17 protein-coding genes and 1 pseudogene are annotated in these 16,880 nt (G+C 38.6%); 14 read left to right on the top strand and 4 right to left on the bottom strand.

Annotated elements, in window-relative coordinates:
* Positions 1-273: 273 nt before the first annotated feature.
* The 3 genes from CJZ72_RS00820 (at position 274) to CJZ72_RS00810 (ending at position 2,133) form a co-directional block, all read left to right on the top strand.
* Positions 274-765 (top strand): pyridoxamine 5-phosphate oxidase, encoded by a 492-nt coding sequence (locus CJZ72_RS00820; protein ID WP_095443545.1) that lies wholly within the window; start codon positions 274-276, stop codon positions 763-765.
* Positions 766-924: 159 nt separating this feature from the next.
* The gene (locus tag CJZ72_RS00815) at positions 925-1,446 is read left to right on the top strand and encodes a helix-turn-helix transcriptional regulator (RefSeq protein ID WP_081134266.1); all 522 of its coding nucleotides are present in this window, start codon (positions 925-927) and stop codon (positions 1,444-1,446) included.
* Positions 1,447-1,458: 12 nt separating this feature from the next.
* A complete protein-coding gene (locus tag CJZ72_RS00810) occupies positions 1,459-2,133 on the top strand; it encodes a hypothetical protein (RefSeq protein WP_005880339.1) in 675 nt (224 codons plus the stop codon).
* A 348-nt stretch (positions 2,134-2,481) separates the two neighbouring features.
* Here CJZ72_RS00810 and CJZ72_RS15005 read toward each other — a convergent pair.
* A pseudogene (locus tag CJZ72_RS15005) lies at positions 2,482-2,595 on the bottom strand (DUF3788 family protein); the annotation flags it as partial.
* 288 nt (positions 2,596-2,883) lie between these two features.
* Between CJZ72_RS15005 and CJZ72_RS00800 the strand changes: the two are divergent.
* Together CJZ72_RS00800 and CJZ72_RS00795 are read left to right on the top strand one after the other, a co-directional pair.
* Entirely contained in the window at positions 2,884-3,273 is a 390-nt protein-coding gene (locus tag CJZ72_RS00800; protein WP_095443544.1) for a YbgA family protein, read from the top strand.
* A gap of 36 nt (positions 3,274-3,309) precedes the next feature.
* Complete coding sequence (locus tag CJZ72_RS00795) at positions 3,310-4,248, top strand: NADP-dependent oxidoreductase (RefSeq protein ID WP_095443543.1); 939 nt, start codon at positions 3,310-3,312, stop codon at positions 4,246-4,248.
* 342 nt (positions 4,249-4,590) lie between these two features.
* On the opposite strand, the gene CJZ72_RS00790 is transcribed toward CJZ72_RS00795, so the two are convergent.
* Complete coding sequence (locus CJZ72_RS00790; RefSeq protein ID WP_005880333.1) at positions 4,591-5,448, bottom strand: pyruvate, water dikinase regulatory protein; 858 nt, start codon at positions 5,446-5,448, stop codon at positions 4,591-4,593.
* Positions 5,449-5,540: 92 nt separating this feature from the next.
* Between CJZ72_RS00790 and CJZ72_RS00785 the strand changes: the two genes are divergently transcribed.
* The 3 genes from CJZ72_RS00785 (at position 5,541) to CJZ72_RS00775 (ending at position 6,783) form a co-directional block, all read left to right on the top strand.
* Complete coding sequence (locus tag CJZ72_RS00785) at positions 5,541-5,969, top strand: Fur family transcriptional regulator (RefSeq protein WP_005880331.1); 429 nt, start codon at positions 5,541-5,543, stop codon at positions 5,967-5,969.
* Between the two features lie 164 nt (positions 5,970-6,133).
* Positions 6,134-6,310: a 30S ribosomal protein S21 gene (gene rpsU / locus CJZ72_RS00780; protein ID WP_002356740.1), complete on the top strand. Its 177-nt coding sequence runs from the start codon at positions 6,134-6,136 to the stop codon at positions 6,308-6,310.
* Positions 6,311-6,336: 26 nt separating this feature from the next.
* Positions 6,337-6,783 (top strand): GatB/YqeY domain-containing protein, encoded by a 447-nt coding sequence (locus CJZ72_RS00775; protein ID WP_005880329.1) that lies wholly within the window; start codon positions 6,337-6,339, stop codon positions 6,781-6,783.
* Between the two features lie 98 nt (positions 6,784-6,881).
* Here the strand turns inward: CJZ72_RS00775 and CJZ72_RS00770 are convergent, their stop codons facing one another.
* Both CJZ72_RS00770 and brnQ read right to left on the bottom strand, forming a co-directional pair.
* The gene (locus tag CJZ72_RS00770; RefSeq protein WP_081135856.1) at positions 6,882-8,177 is read right to left on the bottom strand and encodes an ISL3 family transposase; all 1,296 of its coding nucleotides are present in this window, start codon (positions 8,175-8,177) and stop codon (positions 6,882-6,884) included.
* 210 nt (positions 8,178-8,387) lie between these two features.
* Positions 8,388-9,767 carry a branched-chain amino acid transport system II carrier protein gene (brnQ, locus tag CJZ72_RS00765; protein ID WP_095443542.1) on the bottom strand — a complete coding sequence of 460 codons (1,380 nt, stop codon included), beginning with the start codon at positions 9,765-9,767 and terminating at the stop codon, positions 8,388-8,390.
* A gap of 790 nt (positions 9,768-10,557) precedes the next feature.
* Between brnQ and CJZ72_RS00760 the strand changes: the two genes are divergently transcribed.
* The 6 genes from CJZ72_RS00760 to recO all read left to right on the top strand — a co-directional run bounded on the left by CJZ72_RS00760 (position 10,558) and on the right by recO (position 16,784).
* Complete coding sequence (locus tag CJZ72_RS00760; protein ID WP_005880325.1) at positions 10,558-11,529, top strand: PhoH family protein; 972 nt, start codon at positions 10,558-10,560, stop codon at positions 11,527-11,529.
* Positions 11,530-11,548: 19 nt separating this feature from the next.
* Positions 11,549-13,750, top strand: coding sequence for an HD family phosphohydrolase (locus CJZ72_RS00755; RefSeq protein WP_081134267.1), 2,202 nt, complete (start codon positions 11,549-11,551; stop codon positions 13,748-13,750).
* A 21-nt stretch (positions 13,751-13,771) separates the two neighbouring features.
* The gene (gene ybeY, locus CJZ72_RS00750; protein ID WP_005880322.1) at positions 13,772-14,248 is read left to right on the top strand and encodes an rRNA maturation RNase YbeY; all 477 of its coding nucleotides are present in this window, start codon (positions 13,772-13,774) and stop codon (positions 14,246-14,248) included.
* On the top strand, positions 14,232-14,639 hold the full coding sequence (locus CJZ72_RS00745) for a diacylglycerol kinase family protein (RefSeq protein ID WP_005880320.1): 408 nt from the start codon (positions 14,232-14,234) through the stop codon (positions 14,637-14,639). The genes ybeY and CJZ72_RS00745 overlap by 17 nt, the downstream gene beginning before the upstream one ends.
* 11 nt (positions 14,640-14,650) lie before the next feature.
* Positions 14,651-15,550, top strand: coding sequence for a GTPase Era (era, locus tag CJZ72_RS00740; RefSeq protein WP_005880318.1), 900 nt, complete (start codon positions 14,651-14,653; stop codon positions 15,548-15,550).
* A gap of 421 nt (positions 15,551-15,971) precedes the next feature.
* On the top strand, positions 15,972-16,784 hold the full coding sequence (gene recO / locus CJZ72_RS00735; protein ID WP_005880316.1) for a DNA repair protein RecO: 813 nt from the start codon (positions 15,972-15,974) through the stop codon (positions 16,782-16,784).
* Positions 16,785-16,880 lie beyond the last annotated feature (96 nt).

The following is a 16,880-nucleotide window of genomic DNA, read 5'->3' as shown; positions in this document are numbered from 1 at the left end:
AAAATTGATCATCATGAAGTACGTCTTATTGCAAAAAAAGTTAAAAAGTGAAAAAAATTACAATATAATGATAAAATGATTAAATGATGATGTGTGGAAGCTTTTGTTGAGTAGCAATTTAGTGTGAAAGCAATAGCAATACAAATCAGCGCAGGTTTACAATCAACGTAAAGAATGTTGCTTTTCTATTTTGACTGACGTTTTGACAGAAAAAAATGCGTAAAAACGATTGCCATGAAACTATTTTTATAACTAAGAAATGGAGAGAATTCAATGACAACCTATAATGAAGAAATGCAATATCTATCAGAGAAACTTGGGGATAAAGATAATCTAATTGCTCTTTCAACCATCGCGCTTGAGACAACGGATGATGGTTTACCAAAACCAGTAGTACGATTAGTCGATGCAGTCTATCTTGACGGAGCCTTCTACGTTACATCCTATGCTACTACTGACAAAGTGCAGCAGCTGACGGTCAATCCAGCAGTGTCGATTGGTATTGTGGTTGAAAGTTTCACCGCAGAGGGCATGGCCGAAAATCTCGGTTGGGTCAATGACGAAAAAAATGTCCAAATAATGAAAACCGTCCGCAATATTTTTTCCGAATGGTATGAGCAAGCCAACGACGATAATGACGAAAATACTTGTTTAATCAAGATTCAGCTAATCAAAGGAGTATGGAACTTCCCTCACGAAGGTATTCGACGAGATATTGATTTTATAAATAAAACTAGCAAATTTTCAAAGAGTGAGGACAAATAAGAACCAGTTAAAAATAGGATAATTAATGGTGGACTCACTGATCGGTGCAAGACTAAGATCAGTGAGTCCTTTTTGGAAAACTTGATTTAATAGGATGTCGGTTCACTTTGACATGGTTTTTGACAAGATTTTCTTCCCAAAAAAAGCTATTTTGCTACAATGAAGAAGAAGGGAAGTGGGAAAATGACATTTGGTGAAGGTCTAAAAAAATTACGGGTCTCACAAGATTTGACCCAAGCGCAATTGGCGGAACGGATTTTCGTTACCCGCCAGACGATTTCGAATTGGGAGAATGATAAAGGGCAACCGGAATTAGAGAATTTGATTCTCCTCAGTGAACTCTTTCACGTTTCTTTGGATGAATTGATCCAAGCGCCTAATGAAAAAAATAAGCAAGTGGATAAAAGGAAAATTGGTCGGGATTTTTTAATCATCTTCTTGATTTGGTCAGTAATCATGTTAGCGGTTCAATTAGTACTCCATCCTTTTTCTATGAAATATGTGCTGATTTATTCCCTAGGAGGTACGTTGATCGTCTCAGAATATTTGCGTCGGACAAAACGGTTGGCAAATGTTTATGCTCAAGGAGAAAATATGTATGACTTGGGAATTTATTTGTGGATTTTTTTTATCGTCATGGATCTGATCATTCTTTTGATTCAAAGTGAATATATACTCTAGGAGGAGAAGAAAATGAAAGGTTTGATACCAGTTACAGCAACTCAAACTCCCGATGGAATCTTTTGGTCCAGTCAAGACCAAAATTATGTCCCTCGGTTATTAAATTATCTCAAAATAGACTATTCAGACTATGAATGGGAAACCGTGCCGGGCTATGATTTGACACCTGAAAAGATCGCTGAATATGAGGCGGTGGCAGTCACTTCCATGTCTCAACGTTATTTTCCGTTGATCAAGCAAGCCAAGCCCTCCATCAAAGCAATCAAAATTGGCGCGGAAGATTTCATGCGGCAAATGGCACCAAAGGGAGCGGTCGTTGGTCGAACCACTGGTTATGTATTGGTGGATAATCAAAAGATGAGTCAAAAGAATCAACCGAAAAATCCCATGACTTTCAATTATGAAAATTTGCGGCAAGTGATGCGGGATTATCCGAAGATCTATTGGGAAGTCGTGACCTTCGATGAGTTGAAGGAACGTCTGCGAAAAAATACCAAAAACGTGACAGTCGGTCTCATCCCAAAAACCTACGCCTATGAAAAATACTTGCAAACGGGATCTCCTGATGTTGCAATTGTGAAGCTAACACCTAAGCAGTTGGAAAAAACACCTGTCGCCTATGAAGCAGCGATGCTCATAACCGGTGCGATAACGATGGTTTTGATGACTTTGCGGGTTTTCTTTTGAATTGTATTAAATGAAACTGCTTTTTTAGTTTGATATCAAGTGGAATTTGTCAATTAGTGGATTATGTTAAGGTAATAGTTGGTTAAAATAATATATTCAAACATGCTAAATTAAGTGTGTAGCGATGAGATTTCTAGAAACCCTCTAAAAAATTTATTAAACCCTTCTAGAAATTGGACCTTGGAATAATGGGGATTCCAAGGTCTTTTTAGGATTTAAGAAAATAAATGAGAGTGTAAATACATATAGAGAAATTCCCCCATAGTATTATTGTTCTTAAACCATAGATAAGTAACAAGACGAACGTGGGATAGATCTAAAAATCAGATTTGCTACAGACTCTTGAGTAAACGGCGGGAGCAGAAGCAACTCCTTCGGAAATAAGCCGAAATTCACAAAAATTTGAAAAGCAATTTTCGTTCATTTCTTCTTATTTCTCGGAGTTAAACACTTCTGTCCCAGCCTCTCTCAAATAAACGGCGTCCAAAAGTCAGGTTTTTCTGAAATTTCAAAAACGAGTGTGGGACAAAAGTAAGAAACACTTTTGTCTCGACCTCATTTGGACCTCTCATGGCTTCAGTTGAGGTTCAATTATGGAATTTATTTCTATCTTTAATTGGTATTTTTCAATTCCATCGTTATTTGTTGATCCCAACTGCTATGTTCAATCAAATGTTACATGAACTAGTGAGCCTTTTTCTTCAATAGTCAACTGGTCAGGTGTTAAGATGAAAGAAAGAGGTGTGAAAGATGCGCGAGAGCCAAAAAGAATGGGCCCGATGGAAATATTACGTCATGGCACGATCACAAAAAGAATATTTAGCGTTACGCCAGCTTTTTTCTGGTAATCAGTGGTCAGAGACGAAAAACAAGCAATTTTATCAGCACTTGGATATTGTAAAAAGAATGCCGGTTGATCTAAAAGCGAAGAGAAATACATATGAACACGTTTGGGGATATTTTAAAAAGACGGCAACAGCAGAAGAAAAACAGCACTTTTTTGTTCTGCTGGATCAATTAACAGAACGTCAGGACGAGGTACTTCCGTATCTAAAAAAGTTGGCAGAAAAATACCAAATCATGTATCTTTTAGAATCTCATCTGTTTGATGAGTGCAAATCATTTCCGGATATTCACTAGGACTTTTATAATAAGACGATATGGAGGGATGTACGAATGGAAACACGCGCAATCGTTATAGAAGAATATGGTCATGCAGACCAATTGAAAGAAAGCAGAGTAACTTTACCTGAACTAGGGGCCCATCAAGTGTTGGTCAAAGTCAAAGCTACCTCAGTCAATCCGATTGACTGGAAACTTCGTGAAGGGTATCTAGCACAAATGATGCCTTGGGAATTTCCGATTATTCTAGGTTGGGATGTTGCAGGTGAGATTGCGGCAGTTGGTTCAGAAGTGCAAGATTGGCAAGTCGGCCAAGCAGTATTTGCACGACCAGAAACAACTCGTTTCGGCACCTATGCTGATTATACGATCGTAGACGATCATTTATTAGCTAAAAAACCTGATTCTGTTTCTTTTGAAGATGCGGCGGCTGTGCCGTTAGCAGGTTTAACTGCTTATCAATCGCTATTCACGCATGGCAAATTAAAAGCTGGTGAAAGAGTCTTGATCCACGCGGGTGCTGGCGGAGTCGGTATTTATGCTATTCAATTAGCTAAAAATGCGGGCGCTTTTGTCATTACGACTGCTAGTGAAAAGAACCATAAGTTACTAAAAGAACTTGGTGCGGATCAAGTGATTGATTACCATACCACTGACTTTTCAGAAGTATTAGAAGATGTGGACTTAGTTTTCGATACGATGGGTGGGGATATTCAAAAAGCCAGCTTCGAAGTATTGAATCCAAAAGGACGGTTGATCTCAGTCGTTGACCAACCTGATGAAGAATTAGCGAAGAACATTGCGGTGGCAAAAAGTATTTGGCTTCAACCAGACGGCAAACAATTACAAGAGATTGCTGATCTAATGGAAGCAGGAAAAGTTAAAAGCGTCGTTGGTCATACGTATCCACTTACAGCAGAAGGTGTGAAGGCTGCCCATGAATTAAGTGCGACTCATCATGCTAAGGGAAAAATCGTTTTAGTAAACGAGTGATCGACCAATCAATGCCACCATAATTATTCCTATCACTAATGAATTCAATGGAGCAAAAGATAGATTCAAAGAGGTAGACACAAAAGTCGTTTAGGTTTGTCCCACATTCGAGTTTCGATTTGTTTTTCTGAAAAGAGTTGCTGTTACTGTTTATCTATGTTTGGTGAGGATGGGACAGAAGTGTTTAACTCCCAGAAATAAGAAGAAATTAACGGAAATTGCTTTTCAAATTTTTGTGAATTTCGGCTTGTTTAAGAAGGAGTTGCTTCTGCTCCCACCGTTTATTCGTTTTTAAAGAGTGGGACAAAAGTAAGAAACACTTTTGTCCCACTCTCTCTTTGTTCATTTCTCACCAGAGGTTTCGGTACCGTAGTAACTATGGTCTTCTAAGTCTAGTGCATTTAAAATCAGTGATGCAGTTTCTTCGATTGAAAGGGAGGCGACGTTGATGACCACGCATCCTAGTTTTTTATAAAGATCATTTGCGAAATCTAGTTCAGCTCGTATTTTTTCAATATCAGAATAGGCTGTGTCTGGATTTAGTCCATAAGAACGCATCCGCTCTTTGCGAATGTTATTAAGGATATCCGGATTGTTGGTCAAGCCAACAATTTTTTTCGGATCGATTTCCCAGAGCTGTTTAGGGATATGGGCTTGAGGGATCAGTGGCAAGTTCGCAACTTTCAGGTTCTTATTTGCTAAAAACAAACTTAATGGTGTTTTTGATGTTCGTGATACCCCAAGCAGGACAACATCTGCTTCTAAAAAACCACGGGGATCTTTTCCATCATCATATTTTACAGCAAATTCCATCGCTTTGATCCGTCTAAAATAATTTTCATTCAATAAATGGAGTGCCCCAGGCTGCCGTGTCGGTTTAACTCCAGTCAATCGTTCGATTTCTTGGATTGGCGGCGTCATGACGTCAAAACTAAATAGGTCATTTTTCTGGCAAAAATCACGTGTCATTTCAATCAATTCTTGGTTGATCAAAGTATGAAGGACAAGTGCTTTTTCTTCAAGGGCATCTTCTAAGGCTTGTTGAAGTGCTTCTTTGTCTGTTACAAATGTCCGTCGGAATAAATTGAACTCGACTGATGGATATTGAGCCATCGTTGCTTGCGCTAACTTGGTTGCTGTTTCGCCAGCAGAATCAGAAATGACGAAAAAGGTAACGATCTCTGTTGTCTCAAAAGTCATAGATATAAAACCTCACTTGCAATTTTTTTATCTTTAGTATACCATACTGTGGAACATATACTTCGTAATCATTTTGATTTGGAGGGGACGCCTTGAAAAAGCAAACATTAATCGAACAATCATTAGAAACATTGAAAAATAACGGATTCAAGTATACGAAGAAGCGCGAAGCGATGTTGACTTACTTAGTAAAACGAAATCGATATGTATCGGCTAAAGAAGTTTTTGATTACATGAATCAGGAGTTCAAAGGGGTCAGTTATGATACAGTTTATCGAAACCTTCATGATTTTTCTGAACTTGATTTATTGGAAGAAACAGATTTGAATGGAGAAATGAAATTTCGCTTTCATTGTTGTCAGGGAGAGATCGGGCACCATCATCACTTTATCTGCACGGTTTGTGGAACGACCAAGGAGATCCATATGTGCCCAATGAATTATTTTCAGGACCAATTAAATGGTTGTACGATCGAAGGCCATCGTTTCGAGATCTTCGGACGGTGTGAAAACTGTCAATAATTGTTTTAAATAAAATAACATTTGATTATTTAAAAAAAACACAAGATTCCCTTGACGGTCAAAAGAGCTTTAGATATAATATTTACAGGACATTCTTGTTTTTTGGGATTTAAATTTCAATAACAATTACGGTTACTTTTTAAGCTCGGAGGGAGGGAATTAACATGTCAAAAACAGTCGTTCGCAAAAACGAATCACTTGACGATGCTCTTCGTCGCTTCAAACGTTCCGTGTCAAAAGCGGGTACTTTACAAGAATCTCGTAAACGTGAATTCTACGAAAAACCAAGTGTAAAACGCAAGAAAAAATCTGAAGCAGCTAGAAAACGCAAAAAATTCTAGTTCTTTGATGAATTGGAGTTGGTAGTGTGTCACTACTAAGTAGATTGAACGATGACATGAAGACAGCGATGAAAGCGAAAGATAAAGAATCTTTGCAGGTGATTCGTATGATCAAGTCATCTATTCAAAACGAGCAGATCAAAGAAGGTCACGACTTGACGGAAGATGAAGAACTAACAGTGTTGTCTCGTGAAATGAAGCAACGCCGTGATTCTTTACATGAGTTTGAAGAAGCTGGGCGTGACGATTTGGCTGAAAAAGTGAAAAGTGAAATTGTGATCGTTGAGAAATACATGCCAGAGCAATTATCTGAGGATGATATTCGTCAACTTGTTCAAGAAGCGATTACGCAAACTGGTGCTTCTTCTGTAAAAGAATTTGGTAAAGTCATGGGTGTGATTATGCCTAAAGTCAAAGGAAAAGCAGATGGAAATCAGGTCAATGCAATCGTGAAAGAACTATTGCAATCCTAATCTTGTAATTTAAAGGCTCTTTGTCAATAAGGACTGATGAGTTTTGTAAAATCAAATCTGGGATAGAAGGACTTAACCTTCTGTCTCAGATTTTTTTGTTATTTCACTTGAATCAATTGATTGATCAAAAAAATCCTGATTTTCATGTTCTCAAATGATTTAAATCCATAAGATAATCGTTTCAGTGTCTTGATATGGGTATTTTTGGCCTCTATTTTGCCATTAGAATACGGGTAAATCATAGCATTGTAAATCCCTTCTTCGTAAGTTAAAAGGTTTTGAAGTTTCGTGCGAAATTGGACATCAAGTGTTTCAGGAAGATTTTTTAATAAGGTAAAAAATAAGTCAGGTTCTTTGTCTCGAAAGGCTTCGGTCAGCTCATGGAAAAAAGTATAGGCTTCCTTTAAAGGCGTTGAAAACGCCAGTAATCGATCGATCATCATTGCTTCAGTGAGTAGCGGGTATTTAGGTGCACGAAAACTGCGCCATGTTTTGTAGTCATAGTAATTGATTTTTTGACGGTTTTTTAGAAGAAAGCGCCAGTTCTTTTTCACTTTCTCGGCTTCTCTTCGTTGCCCTAACTGGTGTAATCTTTTCATTTCTTGTACACGAAAATCATTGAATGCCTGATTCAGATGTTTGGTGATATGAAAACGATCAATGACGACTTTCGCATTCGGTAAGACACGTTTTGTCAATTGGAAGTAGGCGGCATTCATATCTGTCACTAAGTATTCCACCGCTTCAGGATTCGTACAGCGACTAAAATAGTGTGTCAAACGCGATAATTTACGTGTAGGCAAAATATCAATGAGTTTTCCTGTCTCGCCATCCGCACAAATAAAGCTCATTTTATCCTCAATCGAAGCGTGCGAACGAAATTCATCCACCATCAATACTTTTGGCAGGGTCCTTTTTGACGGCTTCGGAAGATAGTTTTTCAACTCTTTCAATGTACGAATCACAGTCGTCAAAGATACCTGACAAAGCTTGGCAATCAATGATAAAGACATCTTTTCGGCGAGTAAAGCAGTGATTTTCCATTTGACATGATTGGCAATCGAATGTCTAGGACGGACAAAGTAGCTTTGGGCTGTCCAATGACGCAAACAGTTTTTACAGGTGTAGCGTTGCTTTTTCAAACGCATGATCAGTGGCATGTGGTTGTATTCTTCAAAGCGGACAATAGTTTTCTTCTTGCCATTCTTCACAATGGTCGTTTGACCGTGAGCATCGATTACAGAGGAACCGCAATGTGCACAAGCACAAGGAGCAGGAGAGAGAACCGCATCGATGACCATCGTTTTTTTGTTTTGAAACAGCTCGTAAGAAACTTCAGTGATTACTAAATTTTGGTCTATTAATCGCAACATTTTTTTGATAGAATCATTCATAGAACATATCGTCCTCTCGTAGTTTATTTTGTGGTGATTTAATCATACTAGAGAACGATATGTTTTTTAATACCTAAAATGAAAAATGGGGCTGAAGAATCAATTTTGATTCATCAGTCCCATAAATTATAGAGCCGTTTTTTTTACTTCAACCTAAAAAGAGTTGGTTATTCCTTTAAAGGAATAACCAACTCTTTTTAGATAGTCCAATCAATTATTTACTTGTTCATTCTCTCTAGTCTTCATCGTTAGCGCTTGGTAACCGTAATAACCTAATAGACTGATCAGATAACCCAATAAGGTAGGAACGACCCAACCTAATCCAAGTGAAGCTAGGGGTACATGATGATGATAGAAAGCCAGTAGAGCAGCAACAACAGATTGCTGTCTGACTAGTGCAGGAGAATTGGCGAACATATCTAGAACAGCTGGTACAGCGGTAAAGAGCATCGTCACTTGATAGATGACTGGATTTCTTTGGAAAAATCTGGCGGTCAATGAGAGTAAGATCAATGCAAGAGAAAGTGGATAAAGGAGCATCAATACAGGTAAAGACCATTGGATGATATTGTCTAATCCAGCATTGGCTACAACAAAGGAAACAAATGTAGTGAGACGTAACCAAGTAAGGTAGCTGACCTTAGGAAATAATTTATGGAAATCTTGGGCAAAAGAAACGACTAATCCCATCGCGGTAGTAAATACGCCTAAAGTGACCATGACTCCTAAAAAGACAGCGCCAAAGTTTCCTAAATAGTATTGAACGATTTGTGAAAGAGCTGTACCTCCGTTTTCGGATAATGTTAACTTGTTTAAGCTCATCGCCCCTAAAAGGACAAGTCCAAAATAGATGACTACTTCAAATGCAACACTAAGAGTACCTGCTTTGGCAGTCAGCAAGGTCACCTGTCTATTTTTTAATCCTAGATCACGAACAGCATGTACAAAAGTAACACTTAGCGCAAGTAAAGCAACAGCATCGACTGTATTGTAGCCTTCTAGGACACCATTTGTTAAAGCGTTCGATCGATAAGTAGTATCGGCAGCTTGATGGAGGCCACCCATAGGATGGATGAAGGCAACGAAAAAGATGACTGCTAATAAGATGAGAAAGATCGTGTTTAAATATTTTCCTACATATTTAACGAGGCGTGTAGGATGGACGGTCAATAAATAGGCACATAAGAAGAATAACGCAGAGAACACGAGCATGCCGATCGTAGTGAATTTTTCTGGAAGAAATGGTTTTGCGGCCATTTCAAAAGCAGTAGCGGCAGTACGAGGTGTACCAAAAAAAGGACCAATCGTTAGATGGACAAGGACAAGAAATAAAGCAGCGTACCATTTGCCGACTGGTTTGGCTAGATCATATAAGCCATCGCTGTTCGTCACTACGACTGCTAGAATCGCTAGAAGTGGGAATAATGCACCAGAAATAGCAAAGCCGACACTGGCATTCAACCAGTTTTGACCTGCAAGTTGACCAAGGTGGACTGGAAAAATCAGATTACCTGATCCAAAAAACATGCCGAAGATGAGAGAACTGACGACTAGAAGTTGTTTCCAAGAATAAGTTTTTGCTTTGTTCATTAATAATTCCTCCGATAATAAAAAATAGATAAATGAATGTTTGTTTTGTGCTTCGAATCTCACTAATGTCAGTTTCCATGGGAACCACCACCTTAAAAGAAAATAAAAAAGAGCCCTTTTCCACTTGGGAAAAGGGCTCTAAATAACTAGAACGGTACCACCTTTTTTAGCTTGAATAAGCTGTCTATTTTCACGGACGCTTTTTTGTAAAAGTTATCCGCTAGCCTGATAATGGTGGCAGCCACGATGCTCTACGTTTTCGACATCGACTCGGAAATGATGTTCGCTCACTCGATTTATTGTCATTTTTCACTTACATGACTCACTGGGAATAAATACTTGAGTAGCTACTGTTTTCCTCTACGTTTTATGTGTTATCTAATTTATTGAAATTATGATACTACCACTTATTTTAAAAAGCAAGATTAAATTTACGAATAAACTAATTTTTTTGATTTTCAAAATAAGATGCTTTTGTGTGAGGAGCGTAAGATAAAAGTAATAAACACGTTTGTCTCATTCTTTAAAAACGAATAAACGGTGGGAGAAGAAGCAACACCTTCTTATTTCTCGGAGTTAAACACTTCTGTCCCAGCATCGATGGGAAAAGGGACAACGTAATATTTTTATGCTGAATATCCGAGTAGAAGACCGTTATTTTTCCTAAAAAATATCCTAAGAAATCACGAAATAGAGTCCTTTGTGTAGTCCCTTTTTTATTTGCTATATAGTTTTTCTCGGATATGGTAAAATAGGAAAGAATGATTTGAAGTAAAGGAGATGTCTATTTTTGACAGAAGCGTCCAGTTCTTTAGAGATTAGATTAACTGCTGCTGACGATGTCAGTATGCTTTTAGGTGCACATGATAAACATATAAAATTGATCGAGGAAATGACCGAGACCACTATCCATACAAGAGGAGAAATGATCCAAATCATTGGAGAAGAGCCAGGTCTTTCATTAGCCGCTGAAGTGATCCGTACGTTACAAGAGTTGATCAAACGAGGGATCCATATCAGCACACCTGATGTAGTGACTGCTTTAAAAATGGGTCAAAAAGGGACCTTAGGCTATTTTGTAGAAATGTATGAAGAAGAAATCGTCAAGGATCGCAATGGAAAACCGATTAGAGTGAAAAATAGTGGCCAAAAGAAATACGTTGAAGCGGTCGCTAAACATGATATCGTGTTTGGCGTAGGACCAGCTGGAACAGGGAAAACATTTCTTGCGGTCGTGCTAGCGATAGCAGCGTTGAAAAAAGGCGAGGTCCAAAAAATCATTTTGACTCGTCCAGCAGTCGAAGCAGGTGAAAATCTAGGCTTTCTACCTGGAGATTTAAAGGAAAAAGTAGATCCCTATCTGCGTCCAGTATACGATGCGCTTTATCAGATCTTTGGATTGGATCATACGAATCGGTTGATGGAGCGTGGAGTTATCGAAATAGCTCCGTTAGCCTATATGCGTGGGCGAACATTAGATGACGCATTTGTGATTTTAGATGAAGCGCAGAATACGACAGTGGCACAAATGAAGATGTTTTTGACCCGTTTAGGCTATCAGTCTAAAATGATCGTCAACGGTGACACAAGCCAAATCGATTTGCCGAGAGGTACACAAAGTGGGCTTGTTCATGCTGAACGAACATTGAAGCAAATCAAGAAAATTGCATTTGTCAATTTTGAAGCAAGTGATGTTGTTCGTCACCCTGTTGTAGCAGAAATCATCAAAGCTTATGAAAAAGCAGATCTTCATCAAGAGTAGGGCTTAGGAGGATAAGCATATGTTGAACAAGATACTACAACAATTACAAGCAAAACTGGGGAAGGCTGCAATGCCTTTCTTGTTGTTTTTGTTTTTCATCATCATCTGTGGGGTTACTTTCAGTAGTGTAAAGCAAAAGGCAAATGATTTTAAAGAAGGTCAAGTAGCCGAGGAGAGTATCCGGGCGAATAAAACTATTGAAAATACGGAAGAAACGGAACAAAAGCGAAAATTAGCAGCAGAAGCTGTTACGCCAGAGTATACGTATCAACAGGATCTAGTCGATGATCAGAATAACCGGATCAACCAACTGTTTGATTTGATCGAAAAAACGAATGATTCCATTGACAAAACATATAAAGACAACGTAGAAAAATCAAAAGATAACGAAAACGTACCAAAACCGACGATCGATGAACGGATTGCTGCCCTAAAGAAAAATTTTGAAAGTGTGAATGCAGAAAATGTAGCATTCTTCCAGAAGCTACCGACTAATTTCTACACAAAAATATTTGGGATGACAGAAAGTCAAATCAATGAAGTTCGCGATCAAAGTTTAAAACTGATCGATGAACAAATGAGTAAACAAGTACGAGAAAGTGACTTAGAAGCCTTCAAACAAGAGGCAGAGGATCAGATCCAGTACTTGAATGTTTCTACCGATCAGCAACAAATGATCCATTATCTAGTGGATCAAGGAATCGTTGTAAATGATGTGCTGAATGAAAAGAAAACTGAAGAGTTGAAACAAGCAGCTAGAGAAGCAGTTCAGCCAGTCATGATCTACCAAGGAGAAATCATTGTCCGTGAAGGAAACCAAATCGATTCGGCAGCAATGAAAAAACTTGAACTTTTAGGTCTGACAAATCAAACGACATCGATTTTTCCATTAGTTGCGATGATTTTAGCTGTTCTTTTACAAATTGCTGTATTATTCTATAACTCGATGCAGTATCATGAAGCAGCCAAAAGAACAGAATATGTTCTTTTTTATGTGACGGTGATGTCCCTCAGTGTTCTATTAATGAAATTTTTCCAATTGTTCCAAACCGAGCAAGCAGCTTATATCCCGCTATTTTATCCTGCAGCGTTTGCACCTTTAGTGCTGAATGTTTTCTTGAATCGGCGTTCAGGGATCATTGCGGCTTTGTTCCAAACAGTTACTGCTTTGTTCATCTATTATGATTCGATCGGAACGAACTTTTTGACAGCGATATTGATGTCCTATTTGTTTAGCGGGCTGTTAGCAACTGTCTTAAAACGGCAACGGGTTTCTGAACAATGGGTTTCAGCCATGATGTGGGTGATTATCTTTCCACTACTGATGGATATTGTATTGATCATTTATCAAGGTATGAGTTTTAGCGATGGTACCACATGGTTGATGCTGGTATGCGGATTTATGGGTACGTTGCTGTCCTATCTGTTGACGATGGGCTTACATCCATATATTGAATTGATGGTCAATGACGATAGCGTCATCGTACTAAATGAATTGAGTAATCCAAATCATCCGTTACTGAAGCAGTTGTTAGAAGAAGCACCAGGCACATATCATCATAGTATGATGGTCGCTAACCTAAGTGCAAATGCAGTCGCTGATATCGGTGGTCGTTCTTTATTGACGCGAGTAGCCTGCTATTATCATGATATCGGCAAAATCAAACATGCCAGTTTCTTTGTGGAAAATTTGCCATCAGGTGCAGAAAATCCTCATAATTTTCTATTACCAGAGGATAGTAAACAAATCATTTTTGGCCATGTAACTGATGGCGCTAAAATTTTAGAAGAGTATGAGATGCCACAGATGGTGATCGATATTTGTCGTCAGCATCACGGGACTACGTTAATGAAATATTTTTATATCAAAGCAAAAGAACGGAATCCAGAAGTGACGGAAGAGCAATTCCGTTACCCAGGTCCAAAACCACAAACAAGAGAAGCAGGGATCGTCAACATTGCCGATAGCTGTGAAGCAGCTGTTCGTGCGATGGATCATCCTACAGGAGAAAAAATCGAGCAGTTTGTTCATAATTTGATCGAAGAACGTATTTCTGATGGACAGCTTGATGATAGTGGATTGACACTGAAAGAAATCCGCAAAGTTGAAAAATCATTAATCAGTGGGTTGAGCAGTACCTTCCATTCAAGGATCAAGTATCCTAAAATGAAATCAGAAGCGGAAAAAATGAAAGAAGAAGTCGAAAAAACAGAAGATTAGTAAGGGAAAGAAGCGATAATAATGGACATTACATTTATGGATGAAACAGAAAAAGTTTCAGAAGAAAAAATCAAAGAAATCGAGGATCTGCTTCAATTTGCTGCCTCACACTTAAATTTGCCAGAGGAAACAGAAATGTCTGTTACTTTTATGGATAATGCCGCAATTCAAGAAATCAATCGCGTATATCGTGGGAAAGATGCACCAACAGATGTCATCAGTTTTGCATTGGAAGAAGAAGGGGAAGATGAAATTCCTGTGATCTTTGAAGATGGGGATAATCCGATGCCACGAGTATTGGGAGATATCATGATCTCAATCGAGCGAGCAGCTGAACAAGCAGAAGAATACGGACATTCGTACGATCGGGAACTAGGATTTTTGGCGGTACATGGTTTCTTGCATATCAACGGCTATGACCATATGACGCCAGAAGATGAGAAAGAGATGTTTGGCTTACAGAAAGAGATATTGGATGCGTATGGACTTAAAAGATAAGAATATCGAAAAAAATGTTGAAAAGAATAAACACTTTTTGATGTCAGTAGAGTTTGCGCTTCAAGGCGTCAAAACAGTATTTGATGAAGAGCGCAACATGAAAAAACATGTGGTATTCGGTTTGTTCGCGTTACTTATGGGAATCGTTTTTCAGCTAAGTATCAGTGAATGGTTATGGTTACTTCTAGCCGTGTTTTTAGTGTGGATCGTTGAGATCATCAATACAGTTTTCGAAAATGTTGTCGATATGTTCACTGACTTTCATTTTCATCCCATTGGGAAAAAGATCAAGGATATGGCAGCTGGTGCGGTTCTTGTAACAGCTTGCTTTGCGGTGATCGTTGGACTTATCTTATTTGTCCCTAAAATCTATCAATTGTTTTTTAATTAAAGGAGAAAATTATGACAGAACATAAATCAGGATTCGTAGCAATCGTTGGGCGCCCAAATGTTGGGAAATCAACGCTATTAAATCGGATCGTTGGTCAAAAAATTGCGATCATGAGTGACAAAGCACAAACGACCAGAAATAAAATCCAAGGAGTCTATACGACACCAGAGGCGCAGCTGATATTTATCGACACACCTGGTATCCACAAGCCAAAACACCGCTTAGGCGATTTCATGGTAGAAGCAGCTTACAGTGCGTTAAGAGAAGTAGATGCTGTGTTATTTATGATTAGTGCGGATCAGAAGCGCGGACGCGGAGATGACTTCATTATCGAACGTTTAAAAAATGTTCATTCACCAGTGTACCTAGTCATCAATAAAATCGATAAAGTTCATCCAGATGAGTTGTTAGGCATCATCGAAGACTATTCGACACAGATGGAATTTGCACAAGTGGTACCAATTTCCGCTACTGAAGGAAACAACGTAGAACGTTTGATGGAGGTTCTGGTTGACGAAATGCCTGAAGGTCCTCAGTATTTCCCTGATGACCAAGTAACGGATCACCCAGAATACTTTATTGTTTCAGAATTGATCCGAGAAAAAGTATTAGTCTTAACTAGAGATGAAGTCCCACATTCAGTCGCTGTTGTGATCGACTCGATGAAACGAAATGAGAATGACAAGGTACAGATCCAAGCAACGATCATTGTGGAACGTGACAGTCAAAAAGGAATCATTATCGGTAAAGGCGGCAAGATGCTGAAACAGATCGGCACGAAAGCCAGAAAAGATATTGAAAATCTTTTAGGTGATAAAGTATACCTTGAATTGTGGGTAAAAGTCCAAAAAGATTGGCGTGACAAACAAGTCTACTTGCAAGATTTTGGGTACCGTAAGGACGAGTATTAAATCGGCTCGTTCATTAATGGATAAAGAGAAGGTCGAGACAAAAGTCGTTTAGGTTTGAGAAATTGGAGAGAAAAACGAGTGGGACAAAAGTAAGAAACACTTTTGTCTCATTCTTTTAAAAATGAATAAACGGTGGGAGCAGAAGCAACTCCTTCGGAAATAAGCAGAAATTAACAAAAATTTGAAAAGCAATTTTCGTGAATTTCTTCTTATTTCTCGGAGTTAAACACTTCTGTCCCAGCCTCTTTTTCGAAATTTCCGAAAAACCTGACTTTTGGCCGCCGTTTATTCGAGAGTCTGTGGAAACCCTGATTTTTAGTTTTGTCCCACACTCCTCTAAACATGATTTACTTAATGATGATCGCTAGTAATAGCTGTCTGTTCAATATACAAGAAACTCAGATGTGAAAGGGGTGCTACTATGAGTCAACTTGCAGAATCTAAAGGTATCATCTTATCCAGTAGAAACTATAAAGAAAAAGATAAATTAGTGAAGATCTTTACGGAATCTGCTGGGAAAATGATGTTTTACGTAAAAGGGATCCATCGGCAAAATCAGCCGTTAGCTCCAGCACTTCTGCCCTTCACTGAAGCAACCTATATAGGCACCTTTAAAAATGAAGGACTTTCTTTCATTACAAGTGTCAAAGATGTTCATGCTTTTCGACATATCCAAGAAGATATCTTTTTAAGCGGTTATGGCACGTATTTGCTGAATTTAGTCGATGCTGCAATTGAAGATCATCAGTATGATCCTCATCTATTCCATTTTACCCAATTAGCATTGAATCGGATGGATCAAGGCGATGATGCGGAAATCATCACGAATATTTTTGAGGTTCAGTTGTTACAGCGCTTTGGGATTGCTCCGATTTGGACGCATTGCGTGGTTTGTGGAGAAACCCAAGGGAAATTTGATTACTCGTCAAAATATGGGGGCGTGATCTGTGAAAAACACTGGGGTATGGATCACCATCGCTACCATGCAGATCCGAGAGCTGTTTATTTTGTACGAATGTTTTCGGCAATCTCCTATGACAAGATCAATGGGATCAGCTTGAAGGAAGAAACCAAACAAGCGATTCGCCAGCTGATTGATCAGTTGTATGAAGAATACGTAGGAATCCATTTGAAAAGCAAAAAATTTATTGATCAAATGAAATCTTGGGAACATGTATTGAAAGTCCCTGAAAAAGAGGATAAACCAACTGCCGAAAATGAAAAAAATGAGTAGAATTTTCAAAGAAGGCTCAAAACTATTTGACAAAAGGGCGGTATACCGTCTATTATTGAAGCTAGATGAATGAGAATGTGATTTAAAGCTTTTCAT

This window comes from Enterococcus durans (genome assembly GCF_002277935.1).
In the GTDB taxonomy this organism is placed as follows: domain Bacteria; phylum Bacillota; class Bacilli; order Lactobacillales; family Enterococcaceae; genus Enterococcus_B; species Enterococcus_B durans.
The sequence above is the reverse complement of the archived record's forward strand: the minus strand, read 5'-3'. Positions and strand labels throughout refer to the sequence as shown.